Annotated in this window: 20 protein-coding genes; 11 read left to right on the plus strand and 9 right to left on the minus strand. The window is 71.8% G+C overall.

Annotated elements, in window-relative coordinates; translation table 11 throughout:
• The first annotated feature begins 39 nt into the window (after positions 1-39).
• The 4 genes from A3CQ_RS0100675 (at position 40) to A3CQ_RS0100690 (ending at position 3,534) form a co-directional block, all read left to right on the plus strand.
• Entirely contained in the window at positions 40-639 is a 600-nt protein-coding gene (locus tag A3CQ_RS0100675; RefSeq protein WP_020508980.1) for a TetR/AcrR family transcriptional regulator, read from the plus strand.
• A gap of 151 nt (positions 640-790) precedes the next feature.
• Complete coding sequence (locus tag A3CQ_RS0100680) at positions 791-2,020, plus strand: zinc-dependent alcohol dehydrogenase (RefSeq protein WP_245576959.1); 1,230 nt, start codon at positions 791-793, stop codon at positions 2,018-2,020.
• A gap of 33 nt (positions 2,021-2,053) precedes the next feature.
• The gene (locus A3CQ_RS0100685; RefSeq protein ID WP_020508982.1) at positions 2,054-2,935 is read left to right on the plus strand and encodes an ATP-binding cassette domain-containing protein; all 882 of its coding nucleotides are present in this window, start codon (positions 2,054-2,056) and stop codon (positions 2,933-2,935) included.
• Entirely contained in the window at positions 2,932-3,534 is a 603-nt protein-coding gene (locus tag A3CQ_RS0100690) for a hypothetical protein (protein ID WP_020508983.1), read from the plus strand. The genes A3CQ_RS0100685 and A3CQ_RS0100690 overlap by 4 nt, the downstream gene beginning before the upstream one ends.
• 214 nt (positions 3,535-3,748) lie before the next feature.
• On the opposite strand, the gene A3CQ_RS0100695 is transcribed toward A3CQ_RS0100690, so the two are convergent.
• From A3CQ_RS0100695 to A3CQ_RS50920, 9 genes are read right to left on the minus strand one after another with little or no spacing between them, the layout of a single operon-like run.
• Complete coding sequence (locus A3CQ_RS0100695; RefSeq protein ID WP_026205159.1) at positions 3,749-5,323, minus strand: DUF1593 domain-containing protein; 1,575 nt, start codon at positions 5,321-5,323, stop codon at positions 3,749-3,751.
• Positions 5,320-6,306: a sugar phosphate isomerase/epimerase family protein gene (locus A3CQ_RS0100700; RefSeq protein WP_020508985.1), complete on the minus strand. Its 987-nt coding sequence runs from the start codon at positions 6,304-6,306 to the stop codon at positions 5,320-5,322. The genes A3CQ_RS0100695 and A3CQ_RS0100700 overlap by 4 nt, the downstream gene beginning before the upstream one ends.
• Position 6,307: 1 nt before the next feature.
• Positions 6,308-7,678 (minus strand): FGGY family carbohydrate kinase, encoded by a 1,371-nt coding sequence (locus tag A3CQ_RS0100705; protein WP_020508986.1) that lies wholly within the window; start codon positions 7,676-7,678, stop codon positions 6,308-6,310.
• Positions 7,671-8,609 (minus strand): transketolase family protein, encoded by a 939-nt coding sequence (locus A3CQ_RS0100710; protein ID WP_020508987.1) that lies wholly within the window; start codon positions 8,607-8,609, stop codon positions 7,671-7,673. Before A3CQ_RS0100710 ends, A3CQ_RS0100705 begins: the two co-directional genes overlap by 8 nt.
• A complete protein-coding gene (locus A3CQ_RS0100715) occupies positions 8,606-9,487 on the minus strand; it encodes a transketolase (protein ID WP_020508988.1) in 882 nt (293 codons plus the stop codon). Before A3CQ_RS0100715 ends, A3CQ_RS0100710 begins: the two co-directional genes overlap by 4 nt.
• A 32-nt stretch (positions 9,488-9,519) precedes the next feature.
• Positions 9,520-10,488 carry a D-ribose ABC transporter substrate-binding protein gene (locus tag A3CQ_RS0100720; protein WP_020508989.1) on the minus strand — a complete coding sequence of 323 codons (969 nt, stop codon included), beginning with the start codon at positions 10,486-10,488 and terminating at the stop codon, positions 9,520-9,522.
• Positions 10,489-10,537: 49 nt separating this feature from the next.
• Positions 10,538-11,617 carry an ABC transporter permease gene (locus A3CQ_RS0100725; protein WP_020508990.1) on the minus strand — a complete coding sequence of 360 codons (1,080 nt, stop codon included), beginning with the start codon at positions 11,615-11,617 and terminating at the stop codon, positions 10,538-10,540.
• The gene (locus A3CQ_RS0100730; RefSeq protein ID WP_020508991.1) at positions 11,614-13,128 is read right to left on the minus strand and encodes a sugar ABC transporter ATP-binding protein; all 1,515 of its coding nucleotides are present in this window, start codon (positions 13,126-13,128) and stop codon (positions 11,614-11,616) included. The genes A3CQ_RS0100725 and A3CQ_RS0100730 overlap by 4 nt, the downstream gene beginning before the upstream one ends.
• Positions 13,125-13,766 (minus strand): DUF2291 family protein, encoded by a 642-nt coding sequence (locus A3CQ_RS50920; protein WP_020508992.1) that lies wholly within the window; start codon positions 13,764-13,766, stop codon positions 13,125-13,127. Before A3CQ_RS50920 ends, A3CQ_RS0100730 begins: the two co-directional genes overlap by 4 nt.
• A 209-nt stretch (positions 13,767-13,975) precedes the next feature.
• Between A3CQ_RS50920 and A3CQ_RS0100740 the strand changes: the two genes are divergently transcribed.
• The 7 genes from A3CQ_RS0100740 (at position 13,976) to A3CQ_RS0100770 (ending at position 22,358) form a co-directional block, all read left to right on the plus strand.
• Positions 13,976-14,953, plus strand: a complete 978-nt coding sequence (locus A3CQ_RS0100740; RefSeq protein ID WP_020508993.1) for a sugar-binding transcriptional regulator — start codon at positions 13,976-13,978, stop codon at positions 14,951-14,953.
• 45 nt (positions 14,954-14,998) lie between these two features.
• On the plus strand, positions 14,999-16,630 hold the full coding sequence (locus tag A3CQ_RS61945; protein WP_020508994.1) for a CHAP domain-containing protein: 1,632 nt from the start codon (positions 14,999-15,001) through the stop codon (positions 16,628-16,630).
• Positions 16,631-16,685: 55 nt separating this feature from the next.
• Positions 16,686-17,864, plus strand: coding sequence for a helix-turn-helix domain-containing protein (locus A3CQ_RS56930; protein ID WP_026205160.1), 1,179 nt, complete (start codon positions 16,686-16,688; stop codon positions 17,862-17,864).
• Positions 17,865-17,901: 37 nt separating this feature from the next.
• Complete coding sequence (locus A3CQ_RS0100755; protein ID WP_020508995.1) at positions 17,902-19,950, plus strand: ATP-binding protein; 2,049 nt, start codon at positions 17,902-17,904, stop codon at positions 19,948-19,950.
• Positions 19,951-20,126: 176 nt separating this feature from the next.
• Complete coding sequence (locus tag A3CQ_RS50940) at positions 20,127-21,188, plus strand: MBL fold metallo-hydrolase (RefSeq protein ID WP_020508996.1); 1,062 nt, start codon at positions 20,127-20,129, stop codon at positions 21,186-21,188.
• Positions 21,175-21,798 (plus strand): maleylpyruvate isomerase N-terminal domain-containing protein, encoded by a 624-nt coding sequence (locus A3CQ_RS0100765; RefSeq protein ID WP_020508997.1) that lies wholly within the window; start codon positions 21,175-21,177, stop codon positions 21,796-21,798. Before A3CQ_RS50940 ends, A3CQ_RS0100765 begins: the two co-directional genes overlap by 14 nt.
• Before the next feature lie 38 nt (positions 21,799-21,836).
• Positions 21,837-22,358 (plus strand): hypothetical protein, encoded by a 522-nt coding sequence (locus tag A3CQ_RS0100770; RefSeq protein ID WP_020508998.1) that lies wholly within the window; start codon positions 21,837-21,839, stop codon positions 22,356-22,358.
• Positions 22,359-22,476: the final 118 nt, after the last annotated feature.

The raw sequence follows: 22,476 nt of genomic DNA on the forward strand, positions 1-22,476 counted from the left end.
GTCGCTGAAACGATTCACGGAGGGCGGTAGGATGATCGAATGCCACGAAGCAGGACGGGCGGCTACGAGGTCGGCCGGCAGCGCCGCGCGCGGATCGTCGAGGCCGCCGCCGCCCGGTTCGCCGAGGACGGGTACCACCGGACGTCGCTCGCCGAGATCGCCGAGGCGGCCGGGATCACCGAGGGCGGCCTGCTGCACCACTTCCCGTCGAAGCGGCACCTGTTGCTCGCGGTGGCCGAGCACCGGATCGAGACCACGGCCGGCTGGTGGCACGACCTCGGCCCCGACGCGAGCATCGAGGATGTGCTGGCACTGCGCGTGCGCACCGCCGAGCGCTTCCTCGAACAGCCGGGCTTGATCCAGCTCAACGTGCTGGCCGCCGCCGAGGCGGCCGACCCGTCGAGCCCCGCGCACGAGGCCCTCGCCGCCCGGTACCGGGCGGCGACCGAGGACTTCGCCGCGATCCTCCAGCGCTGCGCCGACCGCGGCCAACTGCCGGACGGGACCGACTGCGCCGCGCTGGCCCGCGAGTTCATCGCGGTCAGCGACGGCCTGCAACTGCAGTGGGTCCTGTCCGACGGCGCGACCGATCTCGTCGCGGGCGTGCGCGACCACGCCCACCGCATCCTGGCCACCTGAGTGCGAAGGTTCACGGTGAAACCTTTCAATCGCCGTGGACGGAATGCGGGCCATGTTTCCTCCGTGTGACAAGCAGACTAAACCAAAAAACCGAGGACGCAAGGTTTTTGTGGAGGCGTCAGAATAGGTCGCTCCCGCGCAGAGGGCACCGGTGAGCCGAAGGGGAATGATGCGCGCCGTTCTCGCCGACCTGTCGATCCCGCGCTATGTGCTTACCGCGGCCACCCGCGGCCGGGTCCCGGTGGGATTGCTCTCGCTCCGCGACAACCTGCCGGCGCCGACGCTGCCGGACGCGCCGGGGTGGGTGCTGCTGCGCACCGAGCTGGCCGGCATCTGCGGCAGCGACCTGGCCGTCGCGCACGCCAAGTCGTCGCCGGTGCTCAGCGCCTTCTACTCCGCCCGGCGGCAGATCCTCGGGCACGAGATCGTCGCGGTCGTGCAGGAAATCGGGCCGGGGGTCACGGCGGTCGAGGCCGGGGACCGGGTCGTGGTCGATCCGGTGCTGTCGTGCGTGCACCGCGGGTTTGCGCCGTGCCGAACGTGCCGGGACGGATTCCCGTACGTCTGCGAGCGTTTCGATCAGCCGGGAGCGGCCCGGTGCCAGTCCCCCACGCAGGGTTTCGACGCCGCGCTCGGCGGCGGGTGGGGTGAGCTGATCGCCGCGCACGAGACTCAGCTGCACCGGGTCGGAGCGATGCCGGCGCGCCGGGCCGTGCTGGCCGAGCCCGCCTCGATCGGACTGCACGCGGCCCTGCGCTGGCCGCGGCGCGGGGACCGGGCGGTGGTGATCGGGCCCGGCACGATCGGCCTGCTGACCACGGCCGCGCTGCGCCGGCTGCACCCCGACCTCGACATCACCGTGGTCGGACCGGGCGCGTTCAGCCAGGAGATGGCGGTGCGAGCCGGCGCGACCCGGACGATGGATCCGGGACCGCAGGTGGTCGAGGCCCTCGCCGGCCTGCACGGCGGCCGGGTCATCCGCCCGCGCATCAGCCGGATCCCGATCCTCGAGCAGGGCGTCGACGTCGTCCTCGACTGCGTGGGCCTGCCCGGCACGATCGATCTGGGCCTGCACCTGCTCCGGCCGACCGGCATGCTCGTGCTCGTCGGGGGCGCCGGCCGGCAGCGGGTCGACTGGTCGCTGGTCTGGAATCGCCAGCTCACCGTGCAGGGGACGGTCAACTCCGGCCCCGAGCCTGCGCTCGACGGCCGCACCACCATGTCGCGCGTCGTGGAATGGCTGGCCGATCCGTCCTACCCGGTCGACGATCTGGTCACCCACGTGTTCCCGCTCGATCGGTGGCGGGCCGCGCTCTCGGCAGCCGCGGCCGGACCCCGCGCCCGCGCTATCAAGGTCACCCTGCGCAGCCCGAGGGAGTGACGGACTTGATCTCGTGTGCGAGAGTGGCGCGCGATGATCGAGACCATCGAGCTGACCAAGGCGTACGGGAGAGTGCGCGCCGTCGACGGGCTCTCGTTCAGGGCGCGGCCGGGGCGGATCACCGGTTTTCTCGGGCTCAACGGGTCGGGGAAGACCACTACGCTGCGTATGCTGCTCGGGCTCAGCCGGCCCACCGCGGGGGTCGGGCTGATCGACGGGAAGCCGTTCACCGAGCTCGCCCATCCGCTGCGGCAGGTCGGCGCCGTGCTCGAACAGGGCATCTCGCATCCGGGTCAGAGCGGACGATCGCATCTGATCGCGCAGGCGATGCTGGCGGGCGCCGATCGGGCCCGGGTCGATCTGCTGCTCGACGAGGTCGGGCTGGTCGAGGCCGCCCACCAGCGCACCGGCGACTACTCGCTCGGCATGCGTCAGCGGCTGGCGGTGGCGACCGCCCTCCTCGGCGACCCACCGGTGCTGATCCTCGACGAGCCGGCGAACGGGCTCGACCCCGAGGGCATCGCCTGGCTGCGCGGGCTGATGCGCGACCACGCCGACCGGGGCGGCACCGTGCTCATCTCCAGCCACCTGCTGGCCGAGCTGGCGCAGCTCATCGACGACGTCGTGATCATCGCGGACGGCCGGCTGCGGCACGAGGGTCCGCTGGCCGATCTGTACGGCGCGACCGAGCGGCGGCTACGTGTGCGCGGGCGTGATCCGCAGCGACTGTGCGAGGCGTTCGAGAGCGTCGGCGCAAAGGTCGTGCTGTATGACGGTCAAACGCTTGAGGTGCAAGGGCTGACCGCCGAGGACGCCGGTGAGATCGCCTTCGCGGCCGGCGTGCCCGTCCACGAGCTGGCCACCGACACGCCCAACCTCGAACAGATCTTCCTCGGCCTGGCGGGCGCCCGATGATCATTCTGGTCCGCAGCGAGCTGTACCGGATGGCGACGATCCGGTCGAGCTGGGTCTCGCTCAGCCTCTTCGGATTCCTGGCCGCGGCGTTCGGCATCGTCGGCCCGTACTACTGGGCGCTGTTCGCGGGTGTCGGCGCGTTCGGGATCTCGGTGCTCACGGTCGCCCAGCACTACCAGCACCGCACGGTCGCGCTGTTCTATCTGGCCCGGCCCAAGCGCATCCCGGTGCTGATCGCGCAGGTCATCACGACCGTGGCCGTCGCCTGGGTCCTGGCCGCCGCCTCCGGCATCACGGCGCTGCTCAAGGGCGGCGGCGCGACCTACGTGCACACGCTGATCGTCGTCCCGATCATGGCCGTCTTCGGCGCCTCCATCGCGGCCGTGGTGCGCCGCGCGTCGTGGCTGCTGATCGGCTTCGGCGCGTGGTTCGTCGTGGTCGAGGGCCTGATCGGGCAGCTCAAGTGGGAGCTGCCGATCTCCTCCTACCTCGACGCCGCGCGGGGCAATCCGTTCGGCCTGGAGGTCTTCCTCGTCTGGGCCGCCGCGGCCCTGGCCGTAGCCATCGCCCTGCTGGGCCGCGACCTGGCCGGCGACTGACCGCCGCACCGCCGCGCACCCGCGACTGACCGGCCGCACCGCGCCGCGCACCCGCGACTGACCGGCCGCACCGCGCCGCGCACCCGCGACTGACCGGCCGCACGGCGCCCTCATCCGCGACCTGACTGCCACGCCGCGATGTGGGTGTGCTCGGTGCTTTCGCTGTCCGGGGTTGTCCGGCCGAGGCGCGCCGGACAACCCCGATGTCAGCGGGTCAGACCACGCGAATGGTCACACGGTCATACCTGGTCAATGGATAGTCACCGTTGTCGGTTCCTTGCAGGATCACCGAGATGGTCTGACCGGGCCTGGCGTCGGCGGGAACGCCGACCGCCCCGCTCGGCGAGATCGGGACGGCGCCCGGATACGTGCCCTCCTCGCGGTACTGCCACCACGACGTGGCTACGTGGTCGCGGTCGGGATCCGACACGCGCGCCGAAAGCCGCACGAGCGACCCCGGCCGGGCCTTCACCGACGACGCCCGGTCGGCCGCGATCGACGGGCCGGTGACGATAGGCACGCGGTCCGCCGCGATCGACGGCCCGGCCACGATCCGCACCGACGGCGGGTGGTTTGCCGCCGAGTAGTGCGGCGTGAGCGTCCACTGGATCCGGGCCGCGAAGTCGTTCTGCGCGGCCGCGGCCCACCGCAGCGTCGTGTAGTTGGCCACGTCGGCACCGCCCCGGTCCTTCTCGGTGGCCGCCGGCTTCCACAGGTTCGGCGACGCGGTGACCTGCGTGGCGCGGCCGCCCCAGCCGCCGAGCGCCGGGTTCGACGGCGCCTCGATCCCGGTGGTCAGCAGTGGGTTGAACGCCACGTTGTCCCCCTCGGAGAGGAAATCGTACGGCCCGAGCGGCGGGCACCATCCGCCGGCCGCCGCGACCGGATCCCCGAAGATGTCCAGCGGGTCGCCCGGCATCGACTGCCCGTCCAGCCACGACCGGTAGAGCGAGCCGTACGGCCCGATCTGGATGTTCTGTCTGATCCACGCGCCGCTGAAGTAGACCCGGTCGGCCGGCAGCCCGCGCACGTTCCCCGTACCGCCGAAGTTGCAGTTGTAGCCCCACGTCGCGTATCCGGCCGACAACTCCTCGACGCGGATCGCGGGCCAGGAAACAGCGATGTAGTTCGCGTACGTCTCATCCTGGAACCCGCTGGCGAGAATGACCGCCTTGGCCGAGACCGCCGCCTGGATCCGGTGCCACTGCGGCGTCCCCGAGTAACGCTCCTGGATCGACTTGAGCGCGCGGGCGATCGTGCTCGTGCCGCCCCACGCCTGCAGATACAGCGGCCGCTGATCGTGATCGAGCAGAAGCGATCGGATCAGGTCCGATCCGGGCGTGTCCTGGGCCATCTCGCCCTCGAAGACGATGTTGCCGACCCGCACCTTCGAGAGCAGCTCCCCCGGCGCCGGATAGGCCGGGTCGTGCCGCTTCAAATTCCCATAGACCTTGGCGTACGCCGGGAGCACCTGGTCCTGGATGGTCCGCGTGCCCGTCCAGCGCCAGGATGTCTGCGGGGTCTTGTACTCGCGTCCCGGCAGGAAGAACTCGGTGCCCTTGCCGTCGCCGGCCCAGTGGAAGCGGCTGCTCGTGTAGATGATGCCCTCGGTGTCCACCTCGTCGGTGTAGAGCAGATACCGGATCAGCGAGGCGAGGTCGTCCTGCTCCATGTCGGTGGTGACCACGGTCCGCGGTTTGAGGGGCCGAGAGCCGTGCGCCGACGCCGGAATAGCGGAAGCGGCCAGAATCGCTCCCACCGCGGCGACAACGCTCAGAAAGCGCCTCATTCGACCACCTCCCCGAACAGCGCCGCCTGGACGATCCGCTGCGCGGCCATCGCGTCCTGCCGCTCCTGCGCCTCCGCCAGCGCCGCCGTGTCGAGCCGGTCGAGCGCCCGGTGGATCCGCTTGAGCGTGCCGATCGCCGTGCGGGCGGCGTCGACCGAGTCCTCCCGGAACGGGAACTGGTCGAGCTGCCACACCCCCTCCCAGTTGTTCTTCCGCAGCGTGTGGAAGAACTCGAAGATCTCGGTGAGGTGGACCGTGCCCACCACCAGGTCGTCGTCCCAGCCGCGCAGGTTGTCGTTGACGTCCATGCCGAACAGGCGGCCGTGATCGATGATGAGCTGGGCGGCGTCGGCCGGCGACTCGCCGCCGTACAGGCTGTGCCCGAAGTCGAGCAGGACGCCGACGTTGTCGAGACCGATCTGCTCGATCCCCAGCAGCGTGCGGGCGGCCGAGTCCCAGGTCATCTTCACCCGCGGCTCGCGCGGCTTGTACTCGATCGCGAAGCGAAGGTCGGGGTGCGCGCCGGCCAGCTCGCGCATGCCGTCGACGGCCAGCTTCCACAGCGTGCGGTGGTCGACCTGGAACGGGTAGTCCCAGCCGTCCTGGCCGGGCCAGATCTTCACGTAGTCGGCGCCGATCTCGCGGACGATCCCGGCCGCCTCGTGCATCAGGTCGAGCGCCGCCTTGCGTACGCCCGGATCGGGGTTGGTGAACGACCCGCGGCTGAACCGGCGCAGGTAGATCTCGGGCGTGATGCCGATGGCCCGGAGGCCCTGCGCGGCCAGGGCGTCCCGGACCTCGCCGAGGCCGACGCCCGGGGTGAACGGGTAGTTGAGGTCGACCACGGAGAGGTCCTCGACCTGCCCGGCCAGCTCGATCGCGTCGAGCGTGGTGCGGGCCGGCCCGTAGCCGTCGGAGGCGTACCGGTCGACGTAGGTGGCGAAGTGCCAGAGGCCGGCGCCGAAGCGGGGGTACTCGGTCATGTCAGCTCCCTTGCTGAGGGGTGCGGGCCCGGGCCACGGCGTCGCGCCAGGCACGACGGACGGCCGGGTCGATGGGACGGGGATCGAAGTCGTCGTAGGAGAGGGGCGGCCGGAAGCCACCGGCCATGAAGGCGGCCCCGAGCGCGGAGAGGTTGGCGGCGCGGGCACGCCGGACGGGCACGCCGGCCAGGTCGGCCTGGATCTGCATGAGGGTGTCGTTCGCGCTCGCCCCGCCGTCGGCGAGCAGGCGGGAAGCGCCGCCCATCGCGTCCACCACGTCGGCGACCTGGTGGCCGATCGACTCGACAGCGGCCCGGGCGAGCTGGGCCGGCCCGGTCCCGAGGGTGAGCCCGCTGATCAGGCCCACGGCGGTGTCGTCCCACCAGGGCGCGGCCAGCCCGCCGAAGGCCGGCACCACGAACACGCCGTCGCTCGACGCCGATGAAGCCATATTTCCGATCTGTTCGGGCGGGACGCCGAGCAGCGACGCCAGCCAGGCGACGGTCGCGCCGCTGGACCGGATGTTGCCCTCCATGGCGAGGCGGTCGTCCCAGGCCACGGTGAGGCAGACGGCCTCGGAGTCCGAAACCCCGAGGCGCATCACCGACGACCCCGTGCCGTAGGTGACCTTCACGCCGTCCTCGGCCGCCGCGCCGTGCGCAAACAACGCCGCATGCGAGTCGCCGAGCACCGCCGCGACCGGCAGCCCTTCGAGGACTCCCCCGCGCGGCCCGATTCGCCCCAGCGACCCGGACGACGGCGTGACCTCCGGAAGCGCCGTCTCCGGGATGCCGAACAACGAGAGCAGCGCGGGGCTCCACGCGCCGCCGCGCACGTCGAGCAGCTGGGTACGGGAGGCGTTGCCGGCCTCGATCTGGTGGGCGCCGGTCAGTGCGAACAGCAGCCAGGAGTCGACGGTGCCGATCGCCGCGTCCGGCGCCCGATCGAGGAGCCAGCGCAACTTCGCGGCACTGAACATCGGGTCGAGCGGGAGCCCGCTGATCCCCCGTACAAGATCAGCATTGCCTTTTGCCCGCAAGGCGGAGCAAATATCTAGAGCTCGCTGGTCCTGCCAGCCCAGGACGGGACCGGCCGGAAGGCCGGACCGGCGATCCCAGACCACGGCCGACTCCCGCTGGGTGCTGAACCCGACCGCCGCCACCGCGCCGCGCGGCACGTCCTGCAGACAGGCAGCCGCGGCCGCGAGCACGCTGTCGAGGATCTCGGCCGCGTCCTGCTCGACCCAGCCCGGCCGTGGATAGCGGATCGGCACCGGCGCGCTCGAGGTGCGCACGATCGATCCGGACGGATCGACCAGCAAACATTTGGTCGAACTGGTGCCCTGATCGATCGCGAGCACGAGATCAGGCATCGGCGCGCGCCAATCCGATCGCGGCCGCCCGGATGTCGGCCGCGGTCAGCCCGAAATGCTCGAGAAGGAACGCGGTGCTCCCGGTCGGGGCGAACTCCCGGTGCACACCGAGCATGCGCATCGGCACCGGATGCGGCTCGGTGACCACCACGGCCGCCACCGCCGCGCCGAGCCCGCCGGTCGTGGTCGCCTCCTCGGCGGTCACGATCGCTCCGGTCTCGCGCATGGCCGACCGGATCGCGTCCTCGTCGAGCGGCGCGATCGTCGACATGTTCAGCACCCGGACCGAGACGCCCTGCTCGGCGGCCTCGGCGGCGGCCTCGAGCGCCCGGGAGACCATCGTGCCGGTGGCCACCACCGTCACATCGTCGCCGTCGCGCAGCCGGGTCGCCGTACCAAAGGTGAAAGAACTGTCCCCGGTGACCGCCGGAACCTTGAAACGCCCCACCCGGAGGAAGACCGGCGTGGCCGCCCCGGCCGCCCAGCGCACCGCCTGCCGGGTCTCGTCGGGATCGGCCGGCACCACGATGCCCAGCCCCGCGATCGCCCGCAGCCAGGAGAGGTCCTCGATCGAGTGGTGGGTGGGCCCGAGCTCGCCGTAGGCCATGCCGGGGCTCATCCCGCACAGGACGACGGGCGATTGCGAGTACGCGACATCGGCCTTGATCTGCTCGAGAGCCCGCCCGGTGAGGAACGGCGACGCCCCGCACACGAACGGCACGTACCCGCTGAGGGCGAGCCCCGCGCCGACCCCGACCATGTCCTGCTCGGCGATCCCCACGTTGATGAGCCGATCGGGGAACTCGCGAGCGAACTGAACGAGGTTGCTCGACCCGACCGAGTCGTTGCACACCGCCACGATCCGCTCGTCCTCGCGCGCGAGGGAGATCAGTTCCTCGGCGAAGGCGACCCGGCAGTCGAAACCGGTCATCGGGCCAGCTCCGCGACGGCGGTCTCCAGCTGCGAAGCGGTCGGCACCTTGTGGTGCCACTCGACGCGGTCCTCCATGAAGGAGACGCCCCTTCCCTTGATCGTGTTGGCGATGACGCAGGTCGGACGGTCGCCGCGGGCCGACGTGAAGGTGTCCAGCAGGGCAAGATGATCATGCCCGTCCACGATCCGGACGTCCCAGCCGAACGCGCGGAACTTGTCGTCGAGCGGATCGAGCGCGTTGGTCTCCTCGGTACGCGCGCCCTGCTGGAGACGGTTGCGGTCGACGATCGCGGTGAGGTTGGCCAGGCGGCGGTGCCCGGCCGTCATCGCCGCCTCCCAGTTGCTGCCCTCCTGCAGCTCCCCGTCGCCCAGCACGACGTACACGTGCCTCGAGGACGCGGACAGTCGCCCGGCCACGGCCATGCCGACGGCGATCGGCAGGCCGTGGCCGAGCGGCCCGGTGTTGGTCTCGACGCCCGGCACCTTGACCCGGTTCGGGTGCCCGTTCAGCGCGGACATCGGCCCGGCGAAGGTGTCGAGCTCCGCCGAGGAGAAGAAACCGGCCGCGGCCAGGGTCGTGTACAGCGCGCCGGCCGTGTGGCCCTTGCTGAGCACGAACCGGTCGCGATCGGTCCAGTCCGGCTTCTCCGGATCGATCCGCAGCACGGCGAAGTACAGCGTGGTGAGGATGTCGAGGACGGACAGGTCGCCGCCCACGTGGCCCAGGCCGGCCCGGCCGATCATGTGCAGGTCGGTGGCGCGTGACCGGTTGGCCCGCTCCCGTAGCAACTCGCGTCGTCGCGCGGGCGCGGCGTCGGCGATCTCCTGCCGGAGTCGGCGCCACGCGGCGGCGGTACGGGGGTCGGCGACCAGCATGGGTTGTTCCCTTTCTGTGGAGAAGCCGGGACTCAGGAGCCCGCGACCGCGAAGTTCGTGACCGACTTGGCGTTGTCCGGGTTCACCAGCACGCAGTCGATCGACTGCTTCTCCGGCTGGTCGGCCTTGCCGTTCTTGACGTACGCGTCGGCCTGGTCGACGGCCATCTCGGCGATCTTGCTGGCCGGCTGCAGGACGGTGGCCTTGATGCCGTCCTTGAGGATCGACGAGACCACGTCCGGGCTGCCGTCGAAGCCGACCACGACGATGTTCTTCTTCGCGGCCTGGACCGCCGCGAACGCGCCCAGCGCCATGGTGTCGTTGCCGGCGATGATGCCCTTGATGTTCGGATGCGCCTGCAGGATCGTCTGGGTCTTCTGCAGCGCCTCGGCCTGGTCCCAGTTCGCGCTCTGCTGGGCGACCATCTTGAGGTCCGGGTACTGGTCGAGCACGCCGTGGTAACCCTGCGAGCGGACGCCCGCGTTGGTGTCGGTGGCCTTGCCGGTCAGCTCGGCGTACTCGCCCTTGTTGCCCATCAGCTTGGCGAACTCGGTGCCGCCGAGGCCGGCGCCCTGGGCGTTGTTGGAGACGATCTGGGCGACCGCCACGCCGGTCTTGTTGATCTCCCGGTCGATGAGGAAGGTCGGGATCTTCGCGTCCTTGGCCCGCTGGATCGCGGCGACCGAGGCGTCCGCGCCGGCGTTGTCGAGGATGATCGCGGCCGCCTTGCGGGAGATCGCGGTGTCGATCTCCTGGCTCTGCTTGGTCGGGTCGTCGTCGTGGCTGAGCACCAGGGTCTCGTAGCCGAGCTTCTTGGCCTGGGCGTCGGCGGCCTCCTGCTCGGCCTTGAAGAAGACGTTGTCCGGCGAGGGCGTGATGATCACGATGAGCTTGGAAGCGGCGGGAGTGCTGCCGCTGTCCGATTTGTCCGAGGAGCCGCCGCAGGCGGACAGAGCGAGGACGGAGGCCGCGCCGACAGCTATCAGAGTTCTTCTCAACATAGGGGGATTTGTCCCTTCACAATCGTCGGTGGAAGCGAACAGTGGTGTTTCAGGCGGTGCGTCGGGCCAGGCCGGACTGGAGGCGCTGCTGCGCCTGCTCGGTGATGACCGCGAAGACGATGACGGCGCCCTTGACCACGGACTGCCAGAACGTGGAGACGCCGACCAGGACCAGGCCGTCGCTGAGGAAGCCGATGACGAAGGCGCCCATGACGGTGCCGATGATGGTGCCGCGGCCGCCGCTGAGCGCGGTGCCGCCGAGGACCGCCGCGGCGATCGCGTTGAGCTCGTAGGTGGTCGCGGTGTCCGGGTACGCCGCGCCCAGTTCCGAGGTGAGCAGCAGGCCGGCCAGGGCGGCGCAGGCGCCGGAGATGACGTACACCGCGATCTTGATCCGGTTGACCCGGATGCCGGCCAGGATCGCGGCCCGCTCGTTGCCGCCGACCGCGAAGATGCGCCGGCCGAACGGGGTCCTGGTGGTGACGACGATGGCGGCGATCGCGACCAGGATCATGATCCAGACGGCGACCGGGATGCCGAGCACGCTGTCGACGCCGATGAAGTGGAAGCCCGTGTTGCCGCGCGCGGGCGTGCCGGCCAGATCGGGGTAGGTGCCGCCGTTGCTGTGCAGCTGCGCCAGCCCCCGGGCCACGTACAGCATGCCGAGGGTGGCGATGAACGGCGCGACCTTGAACCGGGTGATCACGATGCCGTTCACGGCGCCGACCAGCGCGCCCACCGCGATCCCGATGACGATCACCACGGCCGCCGAGAAGAAGACCGTTCCGCCGGGCACGCCCAGCCCCTTGAACAGCAGACCGCCCGCGACCATGCTCGCCAGCCCCGCGATCGAGCCGACCGACAGGTCGATGCCGCCGGTGAGGATGACGAACGTGACGCCGATCGCGAGGATCGCGTTGATGGCCACGTGCTTGGTCATCAGGATCAGGTTGCTCTGCGTCAGGTACTCCGAGGAGACGGCGCCGAAGAACAAGATCAAAATCACCAGCACGACGAGGGTACGCCCGCGGAGCAGCAGTAACGCCGCCCGGGCGAGGGCCCGCCCCCGGGGTGCGCCGGGCTCCGGCGCCGCGGCCGTCGAGGCCTCGCGCACGTGCGTGTCGGTCATGGGAGGGCCTCCAGGACACTCTCGGATGCGGAGGCGGACACCAGGGCCTCCTCGGTGACGGTGTCGGCGGTGAACTCCGCCGTGATGCGGCCGCGGGCCATCACCAGCACCCGGTCGGCCATGGCGATCACCTCGGCCAGCTCGGACGAGATGAACAGCACCCCGAAGCCGCGCGCCGCGAGCTCGGCCATCAGGGCGGCGATCTGAGCCTTGGCGCCGACGTCGATGCCCCGGGTCGGCTCGTCGAGCAGCAGCACCACCGGCTCGGTGAGCAGCGCCCGGGCCAGCACCACCTTCTGCTGGTTGCCGCCGGAGAGCGCGGTGACGCCGGCGGCCAGGCCCGGGCTCCGGATCGCCAGCTCGCGCACCTTGGCCTCCGCGGCGCGCTGCTCGGCACCGCCGGAGAGAAGCCCGGCGCGGGTGAACCGGGCGACGGTGGCGAGCAGGATGTTGTCGCGGACGGACATGGTCTGCACCAGGCCGTCGCGCTGCCGGTCCTCGGGCACGAGCGCCAGGCCGGCCGCCATCCGGCTCTGAACGGTGCCCTTGTCCTCCGCCCTCCCCCGCACCAGGACCTGGCCGGCGGCGGCGCGGCGCATGCCCATGAGACATTCGACGAGCTCGGTGCGGCCGGCGCCCATCAGGCCGTAGATCCCGACCACCTCGCCGGCGCGCACGGTCAGCGAGACGTCGTGGACGGGCACGGTTCCGGGGACGGTCAGTCCGCGTACGGCCAGAAGGGTCTCGCCCACCGGGGAGCCGTTGCGGACGTACAGAGAATCGGGGTCGCGGCCCACCATCTGCCGGACGATCCAGGCGGTGTCGGTCCGGCTCATCGACTCGTGCGCGACCAGGCGGCCGTCGCGGAGGACGGTGACCCAGTCGCCGATGCGGCGGAACTCGTCGAGCTTGTGCGAGATGTAGATGACCGTGACGTCCTGCCGGCGCAGGTCGGCCATCACCTCGAACAGGACGTCGACCTCGTGGTTGGACAGCGCCGAGGTGGGCTCGTCCATGATGAGCACGCGGACGTCCTCGAGCAGGGCGCGACCGATCTCGACCAGTTGCTGCTGGCCGATCGGGAGTTCGCCGACGTCCTTCCTGGGGTCGAGACCGTGCTGGCCCAGGCGGGCGAGCACCTCTCCGGCCTTGTGCTTCTGCCGGGCCGCGTCGACGAAACGCCTGCCCCTTCGCAGCTCCCGGCCGGCGAACATGTTCTCGGCGATCGAGAGGTTGGGGAACAGGCTCAGTTCCTGATGGATGATCCCGATGCCGCGGGCCTGGGCGTCGCGCGGGCTCGCCAGGACGACGGGCTCGCCGTCGAGCAGGATCTCGCCGCTGGTCGGCTGCTCGGCGCCGGAGAGGATCTTCATGAGCGTGGACTTGCCGGCGCCGTTCTCGCCGACCACGACGTTGACCTGGCCGCGGTGGGCGGTGAAGGTGACGTCCCGGAGCGCGTGGACGCCGCCGTAGCTCTTGCTGACGCTCTTGGCCTCGACGATGGCGGTCACGGCGCCACCGTGAGCTCGGTCGGGACCAGGAAGATCGTGCCGGGGCCCAGCGCCGAGAAGGCTCCGTAGAAGTCGATCTTCTTGCCCTTGACCGTCGCGAGGTCGACCTTCGCGAGCACGTCGGACTTCACTTTGAGATTGATCTGGTTGGCCACGTTCGCGTAGTCGATCTGGTTGGTGAAGTCGCCGAACGAGATGAAGCCGACCGCGTCGCGGATCGCGGTGCCCGCGATGACCGGGCCGGTGGCGATGGTGACCTTGGTGGTGCCCACCTCGACGGTCATCGGGCCGGTGGGCACCGAGGTGTCGATGCCGGTCACCGTCCCGGTGCCCTTGACCATGTACGCGAACGGGCTGCCGGTGCCCGACTGGTGGCCGTACTGCTTGCCGGCCGCGGCGGGGTCCTTGGCCACGGCCGCCGCGACCGTGGCGACGTCGACCGCCTTGTCGTGCACGGTCGGCACGATCTTGGCAGACCAGGTGTCGGCCACGTACTGCTTCGGGTCGGCGGCTCCCGGCTTCGCCGCCGCGGCCTGCCCGTCCTTCTCGTAGACATAGACGCCCGGCACTTTCGAACAGGCGCCCATCAGCGCCGCCACGAGGACGAGGACGGCTGCCCGGCGGACGAGAACTCGCATGTTGAATATCCATTCATAGGCGACTGGCCATGCAAGTACTGTGAACGCTCGATGTCGCCCTTGTCAACGGGCGCGTTCTCGACGCTCGCCATCCGGCACGGCCGCCCGGGTCGTCGTCATGGTGAAGTAGCCGACCGGCCGGGTCCGATCCACGCGTGAATGGATATTCTTGCTAGCTGCGCGTAGTCGACGCACGGGGAGGACCGCAGGTGGACAGCTATCCGACGGAGATCGCCACCGACCAGATCCGGCTGCTCACCAAGGTCGCCCGGATGTATCACGAGCGTGGGATGCGGCAGCCGCAGATCGCCCAGCAGCTGCACATCTCCCAGCCGCGCGTGTCGCGGCTGCTCAAGCGGGCGGTCGAGCTCGGCATCGTGCGCACCACGGTGATCGCGCCGCGGGGCGTGCACGCCGAACTCGAGGAGCAGATCGAGCAGGCGTACGGGCTGACCGAAGTGATCGTGGCCGACACCGACGACCACGCCGACGAGACGCAGGTGATGCGGGCGCTCGGGGCGGCGGCCGCGGTCTATCTCGAGACGACGCTGATGGGTGGCGAGCGGATCGGCGTGTCGTCCTGGAGCTCGACGATCCTGGCGACCGTCGAGGCGATGCACCCGCGGCCCACGCCGGTCGCCGATCAGGTGGTGCAGATGATCGGCGGGGTGGGCAACGTGACCGCGCAGACGCAGGCGACCCGGATCACCGGGCGGCTGGCCGCGCTGACCGGGGCGCAGGCCGTCTATCTGCCGGCGCCGGGGCTGCTCGCGTCGGCCGACATGCGGCAGATGTTCATCAGCGATCCGAACATCGAGCCGGTGCTGCGCGCCTGCGACGACCTGACGATGGCGCTGGTCGGGATCGGCAGCATCGAGCCGTCGCCGCTGCTGCGCGAGAGCGGGAACGCCGTTGCCGAGAGCGAGCTGCCGGCGCTGCGGTCGGCGGGCGCGGTCGGCGACGTGTGCATCCGGTTCTTCGACTCGTCCGGGCGGCACATCGACTCCGAACTGGACGATCGGGTGCTCGGGATCGCGGCCGACACGCTGCGCGCGATCCCGCGGCGGGTGGCGGTGGCCGGGGGCACCCGCAAGAGCACGGCGATCCGGGCCGCCCTGAGCGGCGGCTGGGTCAACGTGCTCATCACCGACCTGCAGGTCGCCCGGGGATTGATTGTCCGGAGTTGATTGACGACGCTTCTGATCCGGCGTTTCCGGCCCGATCGTGAGCGTATGAGACGCATTCTGTTTCCCGCCCTCGCGCTGGTCGTGGCGACGTGGGCGGCCGTGTTCGCCGGACCGTCGGCGGCGCAGGCATCGACCGCGGGCGCGGCTACGCTCGCCGCGGCGAACTACAACAAGACCGCCGGCACGTGTGCGCAGAACCCGACCGTCAACTCGCTCGGCGGCTCGCAGTACGAGCACAGCTGCGCGGGCGGGTACTCGGGCGGGCCCGAGTACTGGTGCGCCGACTTCGCCAAGTGGGTGTGGCGCAACTCGGGGCTGAACGTGTCGGGGCTGACCGCCGCGGCGCAGAGCTTCTACACGTACGGGCAGTCGCACGGCACCTTCCACTCGTCGGCTCAGCCGGGCGACGCCGTCGTGTTCTCGTCCAGCCGCGGCGGCTACGCCAACCACGTCGCGATCGTCACCGCGGTCAACTCGGACGGCTCGGTGGTCACCGCCAACGGTGACTGGGGCGGCCAGAGCGGCAGCATGGCCCACTTCGCGGTCACCTCGTCGGTCGTGAAGATCACGATTCCGGCGTCGGCGGCGTCGACCGGCTCGTGGGTCGCGGCCGAGAGCTACTACATCACCGGCTTCGTCGGCGCCTCGGGCAGCGGCGGCTCGTCCCCGCCGGACACCTCGGGCAACCCGTACTCGCCGGTCTCGTTGTGCGGCAGCGGTTACGGCGTGGTCGACTCGCACGACCTCGGCTCGGCGACCATCTTCCTGCTCTACGACGACGACCAGGGCAAGAACTGCGTGGTGACGCTGGCGGACGCGGACGGCGGCGCGGTCACGATGAACGCGACGCTCACCGTCCAGGGTGGAAGCACGGTCTCCGATCCCGGGAGTTATCACTGGTATGCGGGGCCGGTCACCGCGTACGCGCCGAACTCGTGTGTGAAGTGGGGCGGCACCTACAAGACCGCGTCGTGGACGAGCGACTACGGCCACTGCGGCAGCGGCGACGGCTCGCCGGCGCCGTCCGGCTCCAACCCGTACACGGCCAACCAGGTCTGCGGCGACGGCTACGGCGTGGTCGACCACCACGCCCTCTCCGGCGCCACGATCTACCTGCTGTACAACGACGCCAACGGCAACAACTGCGTGGTCACGCTGTACACGGACATCGCCGGGGCGGTCGCCGGCAAGGCCACGCTCGCGGTTCAGGGCGGGGCGTCCACCAGCGACTCGGGCTCCTACACGTACTACGCCGGCCCGGTCTACGAGCACGCGCCGAACTCGTGCGTGAAGTGGGGCGGCTCGTACTCGTCGAGCTCGTGGACGAGCGATTACGGCCACTGCGGATCGGGTTCGTCGACGGCCAACCCGTACACGCCGGCCGGCGTCTGCGGCTCGGGTTACTCCGTCATCGACTCGCACAACCTCGGCTCGGCGACGATCTACCTGCTCTACAACGCCGGCTACAACTGCGTGGTCACGATGGTCCACACCGGAAACGGCGCCGTCGGCCTCAACGCGACGCTCGCCGTCCAGGGTGGCTCGTCGGCCAGTAATCCCGGCCTGTTCCAGTGGTACGCCGGTCCCGTCCGGCTCTCCGCACCGAGCGCCTGCGTGAAGTGGGGCGGTTCGTACGAGAGCACGTCCTGGACCAGTGCCTGGAGTCACTGCGGCTGAGTGAGGCACGCCGGACCCATCGGCTCGAGTCCTAGCGACACGAGTCGATGGGTCCTTGTCGGCCGGGGCCGCCGACGGCATGATGCTCCCGGCGATTCCGGCACTCGGCCGGGCGCTGCGCGCCGGGAGGGGCTGGGTGGCACGGCGGGAGAGGGCGGTGGATCCGCTGGGCGGTCCACTCCAGGCTTTCGCGTACGACCTGCGCAAGGTCCGCGCCGACGCCGGCAGCCCGACCTACCGCGCCCTGGCCAAGGTCGCCGGGTACAGCGCCACGACGCTCTCCGAGGCCGCGGGCGGGGTCCGCAAGCCGTCGCTCGAGGTGGTTCTCGCCTACGTGGGCGCCTGCCGGGGCGACGCCGAGCTGTGGCGCACGCGGTGGGAAGCCCTCCCCGATCCACCCACCCCGGCCACCACACCGGAACCCCTCGACTCCCCCACCGCCGAGCCACCGCCCCCGGCCGCATCCGCCCGGCGCCGCCGGCCCTGGAAGCTCGTCGTGCCGATCGCGGCACTGCTCCTCGTCGGGGGGATCGGGGCGGTCGTGCTGGCGCGCCGCGGGGACTCGAAGGGCTGCCCGGGCGCGGTCCGGCACCCGGCGTTCACCGCCCTTACCTACGGCGCGGGCGCGCGGGTCCACACCGGCGCCGTCCGCGACGCACCGGTCACGAAGACCATCCCGAGCGGCTGCACGGTCGGCTTCGTCGGCTACTGCCTCGGGGAGAAAATCCACGACACGACCGGCGGAACCCCGGACGTACGGTGGTTCAAGCTGCCCGACAGCGAGGTCGTGGCCTCCGGCATCGTGCACGGCAACCCGCCGCCCGGGCTCGCGCCGTCGCGCTGCACCGACGACCATCCCGGACCGCAAGCGATCGCCTTGGCCGTCAATGGCACGGGCACCCTGCGACTGATCGCCACCGGCACTCGTCTGGACATCGTCGGCTTCGCCGCGCTCTTCGACCCCGACGGCGACCAGCCCGCGGAGCGACGCTGGCGCCAGGTGGGCTTCACCGAGGAGACCGCCGACCACCCCGGCTTCACCGCTCGCTGGAAGGCCGTCCCCTCCCAGGACGGCAAGCCGGTGCTGCTGGCCGCCGCGGCCTGCGTCGGCGGCGACGGCCCGACCCCGGTCGTGTCCGCGCGCACGGTCTCCGGCACGGCCTTCCCGGCGACCGCGCTGAGCACCGCCGACCAGACCTCGGCCGCGGCCGCCGCCTGCTCCTACCCGCCGTAGCCCCACCGGCCCGGCCGGTTCGGTAGGTTGTTCGCCGATGGTGAGCGAACATCCGGCGTCAGCTTCCGCCCAGGCCGGCCGCCTGGACGAGGCTCTGCGCCTGCTGCCGCCGGAGGGGCCGCTGCCGGCCGGGGTCGCCTGGCGGATCGGTGTCCTTCTGCACGCCCGCGGCCGGTTCGACGCGGCCGCCCTCATCTACGCCCGCGCGAGCGACGCCGGCGACGCGCTGACCGAGCGAGCGGAGGACGGCACCGAGCTGGCGGACCGGGCGCAGCTGCTGGCCGGGCGGGCCTCGCTCAGCTGGGCGCAGGGCGGCGCGGACGTCGGAGCGCTGGCCGAACAAGCGGTCCTCGCGGCCGAGGCGAGCGCGGACGATGCCGCCCGGGCCGCAGCCTACGTGGCGCGGGCCCTCGCGGCCTATCAAGCCGGGGACCGGGCGGCCAACGAGCATGCCTACGTGCTGGCCCTGAGTGCCGCCGAGCGCGCTTCGGACGTACGGCAGCAGGTGCGGATCCGGACCAACATCGGGTCGCGGCTGCTGGAGGAGGGCCGGTACCGGGCGGCGATCGCCGAGCTGGACGAGGCCATCCGGCTCGGCGACGAGGCCGCCCTCCCGGAGTTCCTGGCGCTGGCCCGGCACAACCGGGCCGAGTCCTGGCTCGGGCTCGGGGAGCTTCGCCGGGCCCGGGAGGACGCCGATGCCGCGCTGAGCGGCTGGCAGCGGATGGGCTCGCCGCAGGCCGCCTTCGGACTGCTCACGATCGCCCGGGTGCACCGGCAGCGGGGGCTGGCCAGCCAGTCCGTGGCCGCCTACCGCGAGGCGATCGCGCTGGCCGAGCCGACCGGAAACGCTCAGGTGCTGGCCGAGGCGTGGGCGGGTCTGGCCCGGGCCGCCTTTGCCGACGACCCGGCCGAGGCCGCCCGCGCCGCCCGGAACGCCCTCGAGACGGACACGGCCGGTGGTGCGGTGGTGCCCGAGCTGGCGGCCGGCTGGGTGGCGCTGTGTTCCGCCGGGACGGACGCGGCCGACCGGGCGGCGGGGCAGCGGCCGCCGGCCGCCCTCCACGCCGCGCGGGCCAAGGCCGAGGCTGGCCGGCGCCGCGACGCCGCCGGGCTGGCCGAGGCACTCGAGCTCGGGGCGCTCGCCGACGAACGGTCGCTGACCGGCCGCCTCTCCGATCTGGCCGAGGCGGCCGCCATCTGGGCCGAGGTCGGCAACGGGCTGGCCACCGCCACCAACGCGATCGTCCGGGCCCGGCTCACCGGCGACCAGCCGACCGAGGCGGTCGGCCGGCGCCGGTTGCAGGCCCTCGGCGTACGGGATGGGGTGTGGCAGATCGCCGGACCGCTGGCTGCCCTCGGGCCGCCACCCGTCGCCGAGGTCGCGATCCAGGCTCTCGGCGAGTTCGCCGTGCTGCTGGCCGGAGCGCCGGTGCCGACCGCGGCCTGGCAGTCGCGGAAGGCGCGCGACCTGGTGAAACTCCTCGCCGCACGAGCGGGCGGGCCGATCGGGCGGCAGACCTTGGCCGCGGCGTTGTGGCCCGATGCGGAGGCCGGTATCGCCGGACGGCGCCTGGCCGTTCTGATCTCGACCGTGCGCGGCGTGATCGATCCGGATCACCGACGACCGGCCGGCTTCTTCCTGACCGCCGACGAGGCCTCCGCGCGGCTCGACACCCGGAACGTCGCGCTGGACACCGCCGCCTTCACCGCGGCGGCCCGGTCGGCTCTCGCAGCGCCCCACGACGAGGAACGGCTCGAGGCCGTCGCGGCGCTCTACACCGGAGAGCTGTGCGTGGGGGACGAGAGCGCCCGGGTGGCCCTCGCCGATCTGCATCGGGAGGTGCTGCGGCGGCTCGCGGCGGGCGCGCGGCCGGAGACCGCCGCCGGCTGGTACCGCCGGATCGTCGCCACCGACCGGTACGACGAGGCCGCCCACCTCGGGCTGATCGGGGTGCTGACCGCGGCGGGACGGCACGGCGAGGCGAGGCGGGCCTACGACGACTACGCCACGGCGATGCACGAGATCGACGTGGAACCGGCCCCGAGATTCGGGCCGGGCACGGGACGCCTGAACAAAACCTGAACCGGGTCCGAAGCGGGCCTGGCACCCTGTGCGCGCGGCCGGGTGGGTCGCGCTCATCCTTCAATGCCGGCGGGCGCCCCGCCGATGAGCTGTCTCGTGGCGGCGTGGACGGCCCACCCGGCGTCACCCCCGCTTCCGGGCTGCCACAATCACGGTGACCGCCTAGTCTGATCGCGATGACGACGGCCTCGATGATCACCGGTGAGGCGCAGCACGAGGCCTGGCAACGGCACGTGCTGCCGCCCGTCGAGCAGCCTCGCCCCGGCGTGTGGTCGATCCCGGTGCCGATCCCCGACAACCCGATGCGTTACACGCTGGCGTACGCGTTCGCCGACGACGCCGGCCTTCTCCTGGTCGACCCGGGGTGGGACAGCCCCGACGGCCGCCGCCTGCTCGCCGAGGGGCTCGCCGCCGCGGGCGCCACCCCGGCCGACGTCGCCGGGATCGTGCTCACCCACATCCACCCCGACCACCACGGCCTGACCGGCTGGCTGCGCGAGGAGAGCGGCGCCTGGGTCGGCATGCACCCGGCCGAGGCCGCCTCCCTGCCCGCCCGGGCCTGGCGCGGCCGCCATCCCGGCACCGACCCGGCGTGGTTGCGCGGGCAGGGCGTGCCGGAGGACGAGATCGCCACCATGCAGGTACGCCCCGAGCGGATGGCGGCCCTGCTCGCGATGGCCGGCCCGGACCGGCCGATCGAGGACGGCGACCGGCTGCCCCTCGCCGGCCGCGATCTGCGGGCCGTGTGGACCCCCGGGCACTCCCCCGGCCACCTGTGCCTGCACGACGCCGAGGCGGGCATCCTGCTCACCGGCGATCACCTGCTGCCCCGCATCACGCCGAACATCGCGGTGCTGCCGACCTCGTCGGGCGACCCGCTCGGGGCGTACCTGACCTCTTTGCATCGAACGAGAGCGTTCGTGGCCGACGAAGCCTTGCCGGCACATGAATGGCGTTTTCGCGGCGTGGACGCGCGGGCCGCCGAGATCGTCGCCCACCACGAGAAACGCGACGCCGAGATCCTGCGCGCGATCGACCTGCTCGACGAGCCCACCACCTGGCACGTCGCCGCCGCCCTGACCTGGTCGCGCGGCTGGGACGGCCTGCACGGCTTCCTCCGCCGGATGGCCGTGGCCGAGACCCTGGCCCACCTGTGGCACCTCGCCGGGACCGGACTTGTCGCAGCGTCTCCCGGTGATCCGACGATGTGGCTAAGGTCGAGCAATGTCCATCGATGACCGCCTCACCACACTGGACGCGCTCTGGTCGGTCTGGGCCGCGACCGGGAAGGGCCTGGCCGACGACGACTGGCGCCGGCCCACCCGGCTGGAGGGCTGGGACCTGCGGGCCCTCTGGGCGCACTCGGCCGGCTGGCCGTTCGGCTTCTCGATCCTCGTCGGCCGGGTGACCGACGCCGCGCCGACCCACGACACCGCGGCCGCGCTGCTGGCCGAGTTCAACGTGCCCGACGGGATCGCCAACACGACCCGCGACCGGGTCGCGGAGGCCGGGCGCGACGACGCGAACCGGTACACGGTCGATCAGCTGGTCGACCAGTTCGCCACGACCGGGCCGCAGGCGATCGCGCAGGCGCGCGGGCTGGGCGAGGCGACGGTCGACTACTTCGGGCGGGCGGTGCTGCCGCTGGGCGAGGCGGTCAGCATCGGCATCGTCGAGGCGACCGTCCACCTGCTCGACGTGCAGCGGGCGCTCGGCCACACACCGGACGTGCCGCTCGCGGGGCTCGAGCACTCCGCCGACGTCCTCGCCCACATCGCGCCGCCGATCGACTTCGTCGAGGCCGCCACCGGCCGCGCCTCCACCGACCTGTTCCCGGTGATGAGCTAGTACGGTGTCCTCGAACGTTCACCGGGTTGACTCGGAGGATGCGCCGCTACTCCGACGCCTGGTTCTCCGCAGCCGCCCGCCGCAAAGCCGGCACGATCGAGGTCCACTACCCGCGCCGGCGGCGGGCCCTCATGCCGATCCGCTGGTACCACGGCACCTTCACCGCCACCGGCCGCACCCTGCGCCTGCCCACCGCCAGTGGCTGCCCACCGCTGCTGGTCCGCCTGGACCGGCATGTGCCCTACCCGCCGGGCACGGTGCGGTCGGTGACGTTGTTGTTCACCGACGGCCGACTGTGGATCGATGTCACCGCGGAACTGCCGGTCACCACCTACCCGGCCGGGCAGGCCCCCGACCCCGGCCGGGTGGCCGGCGTCGACCTCGGCATCATCCACCCGTTCGCGGCCGCCGGAGCCGGCGGTGAGGCGCTGTTGGTGTCTGGGCGGGCGATCCGGGCTGAGCACCGGCCGCACCTGGCCGACACCAAACACCGCCACCGCGCCGTCGCCGCCCGCGCCTTGGCCAAGGGGCCTGCCCGGAGTCGCCACGGCACGGCGTGACCCCCGACGCCGACCACCCCGGACAGCGACGGCAGGGTCCCTTGGCCGGCGGAGGCCCGCCCCACCACCCAGGATGGGGAGTCGCTCGCCCACACCCCTGGACGAGGATCCACAACAC

Source organism: Paractinoplanes globisporus DSM 43857 (assembly GCF_000379645.1).
GTDB classification, from domain to species: Bacteria; Actinomycetota; Actinomycetes; order Mycobacteriales; family Micromonosporaceae; genus Actinoplanes; species Actinoplanes globisporus.

Excerpts from the sequence above, each read along its gene's own strand:
- A3CQ_RS0100675 (WP_020508980.1), top strand. The coding sequence starts at position 40 with ATGCCACGAAGCAGGACGGGCGGCTACGAGGTCGGCCGGCAGCGCCGC.
- A3CQ_RS0100685 (WP_020508982.1), top strand. The coding sequence starts at position 2,054 with ATGATCGAGACCATCGAGCTGACCAAGGCGTACGGGAGAGTGCGCGCC.
- A3CQ_RS0100690 (WP_020508983.1), top strand. The coding sequence starts at position 2,932 with ATGATCATTCTGGTCCGCAGCGAGCTGTACCGGATGGCGACGATCCGG.
- A3CQ_RS0100695 (WP_026205159.1), bottom strand. The coding sequence starts at position 5,323 with ATGAGGCGCTTTCTGAGCGTTGTCGCCGCGGTGGGAGCGATTCTGGCC.
- A3CQ_RS0100700 (WP_020508985.1), bottom strand. The coding sequence starts at position 6,306 with ATGACCGAGTACCCCCGCTTCGGCGCCGGCCTCTGGCACTTCGCCACC.
- A3CQ_RS0100705 (WP_020508986.1), bottom strand. The coding sequence starts at position 7,678 with ATGCCTGATCTCGTGCTCGCGATCGATCAGGGCACCAGTTCGACCAAA.
- A3CQ_RS0100710 (WP_020508987.1), bottom strand. The coding sequence starts at position 8,609 with ATGACCGGTTTCGACTGCCGGGTCGCCTTCGCCGAGGAACTGATCTCC.
- A3CQ_RS0100715 (WP_020508988.1), bottom strand. The coding sequence starts at position 9,487 with ATGCTGGTCGCCGACCCCCGTACCGCCGCCGCGTGGCGCCGACTCCGG.
- A3CQ_RS0100720 (WP_020508989.1), bottom strand. The coding sequence starts at position 10,488 with ATGTTGAGAAGAACTCTGATAGCTGTCGGCGCGGCCTCCGTCCTCGCT.
- A3CQ_RS0100725 (WP_020508990.1), bottom strand. The coding sequence starts at position 11,617 with ATGACCGACACGCACGTGCGCGAGGCCTCGACGGCCGCGGCGCCGGAG.
- A3CQ_RS50920 (WP_020508992.1), bottom strand. The coding sequence starts at position 13,766 with ATGCGAGTTCTCGTCCGCCGGGCAGCCGTCCTCGTCCTCGTGGCGGCG.
- A3CQ_RS61945 (WP_020508994.1), top strand. The coding sequence starts at position 14,999 with ATGAGACGCATTCTGTTTCCCGCCCTCGCGCTGGTCGTGGCGACGTGG.
- A3CQ_RS0100755 (WP_020508995.1), top strand. The coding sequence starts at position 17,902 with ATGGTGAGCGAACATCCGGCGTCAGCTTCCGCCCAGGCCGGCCGCCTG.
- A3CQ_RS50940 (WP_020508996.1), top strand. The coding sequence starts at position 20,127 with ATGACGACGGCCTCGATGATCACCGGTGAGGCGCAGCACGAGGCCTGG.
- A3CQ_RS0100765 (WP_020508997.1), top strand. The coding sequence starts at position 21,175 with ATGTCCATCGATGACCGCCTCACCACACTGGACGCGCTCTGGTCGGTC.
- A3CQ_RS0100770 (WP_020508998.1), top strand. The coding sequence starts at position 21,837 with ATGCGCCGCTACTCCGACGCCTGGTTCTCCGCAGCCGCCCGCCGCAAA.